Consider the following 7336-nt stretch of genomic DNA (forward strand, 5'->3'; position numbering starts at 1 on the left):
AGGGTGTGGGGTGTGGGGTGTGGGGTGTGGGGTGTAGGTTTTTACTGATTCCCATCTGGTCAATTACCTAATTTTCAGAGAAAAAGTCCCGTAATTTTCCCACGATCACTCCCATAACTGGGACTTTTTGATTGACAAAAAGTCTAAAAGTCTTACCCAACAAGGTTTTTAGATTTATTCAGCCAGCCTTAATTATCTTAGTATTGGCACTAACCCACTCTGCTGATTTGTTCTAAAACCTGCCGCCATAAACCCGAATTAGAGACGGCTAAAACTTCGCTAGAATCAGCTTGTAGGGGATTACCAGACCAATCGCTAATTATTCCGCCCGCACCTTCAATAATCGGGATTAAAGCACAAAAATCGTAGTATTTCAGGTCTGATTCTAGGATTACCATCGGCATGGCAGTGCAGCCAGTGGCTAACATCATATAGTTATAACAATCACCCCCAAAAGCGGTACGTTTGCAGACGCTTTGCAGCTGACGAGCGATCGCTTGTTGTCGTTCTGTGATAAACATTAAGGGAGTGGTGGAGGCTAAACAGGCATTTTTTAAGACAAGTTCCCGATCCTGACGATAGGGATTAACAATCATCTGGTTATTATAAAGACTGGCTTTTCCCTTCACTCCTAACCAGCGATCGCCTAAAATCGGTTGATCGACAATTCCTAAAATCGGTTGATTTTCTGCCACTAGGCCGATTAAAGTCCCAAAAATCGGTAATCCTTTGACAAAAGAGGATGTGCCATCGATCGGATCCAATACCCAATAACGACCACTTTGGGAAGGAATATTGGCTCCTTCTTCCCTAATAACCCCATCTTCAGGCAATTCTCGCCGAATAATCGCCACCATCGCCTCCTCAGCTTCTTGATCGGCGATTGTTACTATTGAGGAAACTTGATCGAGTTTTGTTTCGGTTTCTAGATGAGGCTGCCGAAAATAGCGCCGGATAATCTCTCCAGACGCGTCCGCTAATTGATGAGCTAGTTGGATAGTGCGATCAATATTCATCAAGAAAAGTTATCCATACAGGAAAACAATAATATTTATTTATGTTAAAGGGAAGTGGGGATTTAGCGGAAATTTCCCTATCACCCTAAATCCCTATTGCCTCTTGGATAGTGCGATCGATATTCATCAATAAAAGTTATCCATAGTGGAAAACAATAATATTTATTTATGGTAAAGGGAAGTGGGGAGATGGGGGATTTAGCGGAAATTTCCCTATCACCCTAAATCCCTATTGCTGTGTCGAACCTAGAACCATCAATGGGGAACAGCTTGATTTTGACTCCATAATTAAGTTAGTCAACAATCGATTTAATCTCAAGACGAGAAAAAATTAATCTATTAGGAGTTTAGCTGATGACGGCTTTTACGGAAAATGACCTAAAAAGGTTAGAAAATCTGATTATCAATGGACAAAAAGCAATCGAAACTCGTTTAACCTCTCTGGAGAGTGGACAAAAAGCGATCGAAACTCGTTTAACCTCTCTGGAGAATGGACAAAAAGCGATCGAAACTCGTTTAACCTCTTTGGAGAGTGGACAAAAAGCGATCGAGAATAGTGTCGGAGAGATCAAAAGAGAAATTCAGGTCTTAGAGATAGGACAGACGGAAATTAAGGGAGAAATCAGGACTTTAGACGCAAAAATCACCGGTTTAAATGAAAGAGTGAAACTCATCGAGGCATCCGTGGGAAAAATTCCCGATTTAGCCGAAAAAATTGGGGAGGTAAAAAACTGGAAACAGATCGGTATATCGATTGTGACTGCTTTTGTGGGTGGGGTAATTGGTTGGTTGATTCGGGGAAAATAAAACTAGGCCATGTAACATAGTATTAAGCATTTGTATATTTTTATTAATTTTTATGGAACAGACAGCTTTAAATCTGATCGCGATTACCGTTTTTTCGATCACTCTTTCCGTATTTGTCACTCCTTTGCTGTCTATTTCGCCTTTTGTCCCTGCTTTGGCTACTTTTAGCCTCTTGGGATTAGTTACCGTCGATACTCTCACCTTTAATAACCGAGGCGTGACTTTACTACTGGATGCTCTTTCTCCCAGTAAACACCGTCAAAGAGTTATCTACCACGAAGCCGGACATTTTCTCACCGCTTATATTTTAGGCATTCCGATCGCCAGTTATAGTTTGACCGCTTGGGAAGCCTTTCGTCAAGGCCAGGAGGGAGTCGGCGGCGTTCAATTTGACCTAGCAGATTTAGAGCAAAAAGTCAAGAACTTTACCGATTTTCCTGCTTTTTTAGAGCGAATTTCTACGGTGTGGATGGCGGGAATTGCTGCCGAAACCTTAGTTTATGGTAAAGCGGAGGGGGGAGAAAGCGATCGATTTTATCTGCAATCGGCCTTAAAATTAGCGGGGGTTCCTGAGAATAATTATGCCCAAAAAGAGCGCTGGAGTTTATTACAGGCAAAAACTCTTTTAGAAAAACAACAGACTGCCTATCAAGCTTTAGTGATAGCTATGGAAAAAAGGACCAGTGTGGAAGAATGCTGTCGGGTGATTAGTGAAAGTTTAGTATAACGGGAAAAGTAATCAGGGATGAATTTGATGATTTCCCCGTTAAATTATTTATGAATAATCAGAGCATTCAATCGGATCAGCGATTAGCTTTAATTGTGCGCGGAGCAGTACAAGGGGTCGGTTTTCGTCCTTTTGTTTATCGATTAGCAACGGAATTAAACCTAACTGGTTGGGTGAATAATACAGCAGCGGGAGTTTTTATTGAAGTTGAGGGCAATCGAGACAAACTAGAAACTTTTTTGAATCGATTATCTTTAGAAAAACCACCTCGATCGCTAATTGAAAATATTGAGACTCAATGGTTAAATCCTGTCGGTTATCAAAACTTTAGCATACGTCCTAGCAGCGGCGGTGAAAAAAATACAATTGTTCTGCCCGATTTAGCCACTTGTCCCGATTGTTTAGCCGATATTTTTGACCCGAATAATCGTCGTTATCGCTATCCTTTTACTAACTGCACTAACTGCGGTCCTCGCTACAGTATTATCGAGAGTTTACCCTATGATCGCAGTGCCACAACTATGAGGAGTTTTAATCAGTGTCCCGAATGTCAAAGGGAATACGAAAACCCTCTGGATCGCCGTTTTCATGCCCAACCGAATGCCTGTCGTCGTTGCGGACCCCAAATTAGTCTTTTAGACAGTCAAGGCTCTGTATTAGCGGAAAAAGATCAGGCTTTAATAGCCACTGCTAGAGCAATTCAACAGGGAAAAATTATAGCGATCAAAGGATTAGGAGGATTTCACCTAGTTGTCGATGCAAGAAATACGGAAGCAGTGCAAAAATTGCGACAACGTAAACAGCGACTGGATAAACCTTTTGCCGTGATGTATCCTAATCTTGAGTTAGTGAAAAAGCATGGTTATGTATCTTCTTTAGAATCGCAATTATTACAGTCTCCTGCTGCGGCAATTGTCCTGATTAAACAGCGAAAAAATTATCTTTCTGCTGCCGTTTCTCCGGGTAATCCCTACCTAGGAGTCATGTTACCCTATACTCCCCTACATCATCTTTTATTAGCAGAATTAGGCTTTCCTATTGTAGCAACCAGTGGTAATCTAGCCGATGAACCTATCTGTATTGAGGAAAAAGAAGCTTTAGAAAAATTAGGAACTATCGCCGATTTATTTCTAGTTCATAATCGTCCCATAGTTCGACCAGTGGATGACTCTATTATCAGGGAAATGGCGGGAAAAGCGATGATTTTGCGGCGAGCGCGGGGATATGCTCCCTTTCCCGTTAAAGTTAATGAGGGAGATTTCCCCCCGATTCTGGCCGTGGGAAGTTATTTTAAAAATACCGTGGCTATCTACCAAAAAAATCAAGTTTTTATTAGTCAACATATCGGCGATTTAGATACAGTTAATGCTGTTAATCATTTTGAAAATATCCTCGATAGTTTAAAAAAATTATACGAGTTTGCACCCGAAGTTATTGCCTGTGATGCTCATCCTGAATATCTAGCAACCAAGTACGCTTATAGCTTAAATTTACCCGTTATTCCCATTCAACACCATTACGCTCACGTTTTATCCTGCATGGCAGAACATCAGCTACAACCTCCAGTTTTAGGGGTTGCTTGGGATGGAACAGGATACGGTTTAGACGGCACAATTTGGGGGGGAGAATTTATCCATATTGCTGCCGATTCTTGGCAGCGAGTCGCCCATTTTAAACCCTGGCCATTACCCGGAGGAGAAAAAGCGGTTAAAGAACCCAGACGAGTGGCTTTAGGATTACTAGAAGTTATGGAAAATACTGATAGGATAAAATCAGCTTTTAGTGAACAGGAATGGTCGATTTTTAGGCAAATGTTAACAAAAAAAATTAATTGTCCTTTAACTTCTAGTGTCGGGCGTTTGTTTGATGGTGTGGCGGCGATTCTAGGTTTATGTTATCAATTAAGTTTTGAGGGACAGGCAGCAATGCAGTTAGAATTTGCCCTTGATGGCATTAAAACGGAAGAGTATTATCATTTTTCTTTATCCTCCGACTCCCCCATAGTTATTGATTGGAATCAGATAATTTTAGGAGTTGTTGAAGATTTAGAAAAACAAGTACAAATCGGCATAATTGCCGCTAAATTTCATAATAGTTTAAGTGAGATTATTGTAGAAATTGCTCAGAAAATAGGCAGAGAAAAAATTCTCCTGACGGGAGGCTGTTTTCAAAATCGTTATCTGACGGAAAGAACAATTAATCGCTTACAAGCTTCGGGATTTCAACCCTACTGGCAGCAAACCGTTCCCACTAATGATGGTGGTATTAGCCTTGGTCAAATTATCGGAGCTTTTTCTCAACTTAAACAGTTCTAGAATAGCCGACAATCTACCTTTTTATTAGGTTATGTCAGCAGCGTTAAAGATAAACCACAGAGACACAAAGAACACAGAGAGCCGATTTTTTTCTAGACTGTTAAACGATGCCACTCAACGATTTTATTGCCTACTTTCAAAATAATTGCTTGACCTAAACCCAGTTCTTGTGTCACATTAACTAGATGGGCGAAATTTTGACGAGTGATTGCTAGTCCCTGCAAACAGGCTAGAAAATCGAGACAGAGAACCGTAGAAAATTCCCAAGTTTGCCGGTAAATACGGCAATTGTCCGGTAAAAAAGCCACAAGAGTGCGAAAATGACTCAAAGCGGCTTTCTCAAAATTGGCGCTAGTGCAGTCAAAAGACGAGTGCTGATAGCTCATAAAAACTTTGCCTGATAGGGAGATAGCAGGGTTTCCCTCAGACTAGCACCTCGCTTCTGGGGATCACGTTCCCTTTAGAATTTCTCAATAGACTGGCAAATCCCCCCAGAGGAGTATCGTTACCCGCGAGCCAATTGCTAGAAGCTAGGTTTCTTCCCAGAGATAGTGTACTGTAGATATTGATGTCCTTCCGGCTGGTAAGATAACCTATAAATTTCCCCACTCGTCCCCAGCGATAAAAGGCTGTATTTAGTCAAAAATCAAGTGTTGACTTTGATGCCAAACTTGCCTAGTAAAAAATGATCACAGCCTCAAGTTGCCGCTTAACTAATTGACTACTTAACTGATAACTGGTAACTAAGATTATGAATAATGCAATTGTCAAACCGAGAGATGTACAAGTAGCACCTATTGCCGTCGATACTTTTGTCTTTCGTTCCCGCACTTGGGACCGGTTAAAATTCGAGATCGAATATGGATTACAAAAGGGAACTACCGCCAATAGTTATCTGATTAAAGGTGAAAAAGTCGCTCTTTTTGATCCACCGGGGGAATCATTCTCGGCTATATTTTTAGAGGCTTTAACTAAAAGAATCGATTCGAAAACTATTGATTATATTATCCTCGGTCACGTTAACCCCAATCGTGCCGTCACCCTCAAGGCACTTTTAGAAATCGCGCCTCAAGTCACTTTTGTTTGTTCCAATCCGGGGGCAATTTCCCTGAAAAAAATTCTCGAAACCGAAGCATTAAATCTGTTGGTTGTCAAGGGGGAAGAAATATTAAATTTAGGGGCAAACCATCAATTAGAATTTATCCCCACTCCTAACCCCAGATTTCCCGATCAACTCTGTACCTACGACAGTAAAACCGATATTCTCTACACCGATAAATTGTTCGGAGCGCACGTTTGTGGCGACCAAATTTTTGATGAGGGTTGGAGCGTTTATAACGAAGATCGGCGTTATTATTTCGATTGTCTCATGGCTCCCTATGCCAGCCAAATTAGCAACGCTTTGGAGAAATTAGCCGCTAAATCGCCCTTATTTTATGCTGTTGGTCACGGCCCTCTGGTGCGTTACGCGATGCACGAATTGACCCTTTCCTATCAACAATGGTTGGCAGTACAAAAGTATCAAGAGTTGACAATCGCCCTGATTTATGCCAGTGCCTACGGCAACACCACCACCCTCGCTCAAGCGATCGCCATGGGGATCACGAAAGCGGGAGTAGCAGTCACGGCGATTAATGCCGAGTTCGCTGAACCGGACGAGATCAAAACGGCGATCGAAAAAAGTGTCGGTTTTATCTTTGGTTCCCCCACTTTGGGAGGACACGCACCGACTCCCATCCAAACCGCCTTGGGGATTACCCTAGCAAATGGCGATAAAAGCAAGCTGGTGGGAGTTTTTGGCTCCTACGGTTGGAGTGGGGAAGCGGTCGATCTTTTAGAAGGTAAATTCCGGGATGGCGGTTATCGCTTCGGTTTTGAGCCAATTCGGGTTAAATTTAAACCCACGGAGGCAATTTTAAAGACCTGTGAGGAAGCAGGAACCGATTTCGCTCAAGCAGTCAAAAAAGCTCGCAAAAGCAGACAACCGAAAACTAATGTTAACCAATCCCAAAGCGATCGGCGATCGCAGGCTCTGGGCCGTTTGGTGGGTTCTCTCTGTATCGTCACCTGCGAATTGGGGGAATTGCGCGGCGCCATGTTAGCCTCTTGGGTGTCGCAAGCGACGTTCACCCCCCCCGGATTGACTATTGCCGTGGCGAAAGAACGAGCGATCGAGTCTCTGCTTTATAGCGGTACGCCTTTTGTCCTTAATATCCTCCAAGAAGGTCAACATTTAGCTTTAATGAAGCATTTTCTTAAACCTTTTTCCCCCGGAGAAGATCGTTTCGCTAATATCGAAACCACTAAAGCTGAGAACGGTGGGCCGATTCTGGCCGAAGCGCTCGCTTATCTGGAATGTCGGGTGGAACAACGAATGGAGTGCGGTGATCATTGGCTGCTTTATGCGATCGCAGAAAAAGGCAGGGTTTTACACCAGGGTTTAACCGCCATCCATCATCGCAAATCTGGCA

General features: G+C 42.5%; 6 protein-coding genes. 4 read left to right on the plus strand and 2 right to left on the minus strand.

The window, feature by feature from the left end:
* Positions 1 to 209 precede the first annotated feature (209 nt).
* A complete protein-coding gene (gene hisN, locus IM507_RS03710) occupies positions 210 to 1016 on the minus strand; it encodes a histidinol-phosphatase (RefSeq protein ID WP_287636626.1) in 807 nt (268 codons plus the stop codon).
* Between the two features lie 354 nt (positions 1017 to 1370).
* Between hisN and IM507_RS03715 the strand changes: the two genes are divergently transcribed.
* Genes IM507_RS03715 through hypF form a run of 3 tightly spaced genes read left to right on the plus strand, consistent with a single transcriptional unit; the run spans position 1371 to position 4865 of the window.
* Positions 1371 to 1823, plus strand: coding sequence for a rhoptry family protein (locus tag IM507_RS03715; protein ID WP_069474338.1), 453 nt, complete (start codon positions 1371 to 1373; stop codon positions 1821 to 1823).
* A 52-nt stretch (positions 1824 to 1875) separates the two neighbouring features.
* Positions 1876 to 2550 (plus strand): hypothetical protein, encoded by a 675-nt coding sequence (locus IM507_RS03720; RefSeq protein ID WP_002754791.1) that lies wholly within the window; start codon positions 1876 to 1878, stop codon positions 2548 to 2550.
* 50 nt (positions 2551 to 2600) lie between these two features.
* Positions 2601 to 4865, plus strand: coding sequence for a carbamoyltransferase HypF (gene hypF / locus IM507_RS03725; RefSeq protein WP_287636627.1), 2265 nt, complete (start codon positions 2601 to 2603; stop codon positions 4863 to 4865).
* Between the two features lie 92 nt (positions 4866 to 4957).
* Here hypF and IM507_RS03730 read toward each other — a convergent pair whose 3' ends face one another.
* Positions 4958 to 5251 (minus strand): hypothetical protein, encoded by a 294-nt coding sequence (locus IM507_RS03730; protein ID WP_002754794.1) that lies wholly within the window; start codon positions 5249 to 5251, stop codon positions 4958 to 4960.
* Positions 5252 to 5616: 365 nt separating this feature from the next.
* On the opposite strand from IM507_RS03730, the gene IM507_RS03735 reads away from it, so the two are divergent.
* On the plus strand, positions 5617 to 7336 hold a 1720-nt coding region (locus IM507_RS03735; protein WP_287636628.1), incomplete at its 3' end, for a diflavin flavoprotein.

This window comes from Microcystis sp. M20BS1 (assembly GCF_020245305.1).
In the GTDB taxonomy this organism is placed as follows: domain Bacteria; phylum Cyanobacteriota; class Cyanobacteriia; order Cyanobacteriales; family Microcystaceae; genus Microcystis; species Microcystis ichthyoblabe_A.

What these genes read in the sequence shown, in the direction of transcription:
- IM507_RS03715 (WP_069474338.1), top strand. Translation starts at nt 1,371, where the DNA reads ATGACGGCTTTTACGGAAAATGACCTAAAAAGGTTAGAAAATCTGATT.
- hisN (WP_287636626.1), bottom strand. Translation starts at nt 1,016, where the DNA reads ATGAATATTGATCGCACTATCCAACTAGCTCATCAATTAGCGGACGCG.
- IM507_RS03720 (WP_002754791.1), top strand. Translation starts at nt 1,876, where the DNA reads ATGGAACAGACAGCTTTAAATCTGATCGCGATTACCGTTTTTTCGATC.
- IM507_RS03730 (WP_002754794.1), bottom strand. Translation starts at nt 5,251, where the DNA reads ATGAGCTATCAGCACTCGTCTTTTGACTGCACTAGCGCCAATTTTGAG.
- hypF (WP_287636627.1), top strand. Translation starts at nt 2,601, where the DNA reads ATGAATAATCAGAGCATTCAATCGGATCAGCGATTAGCTTTAATTGTG.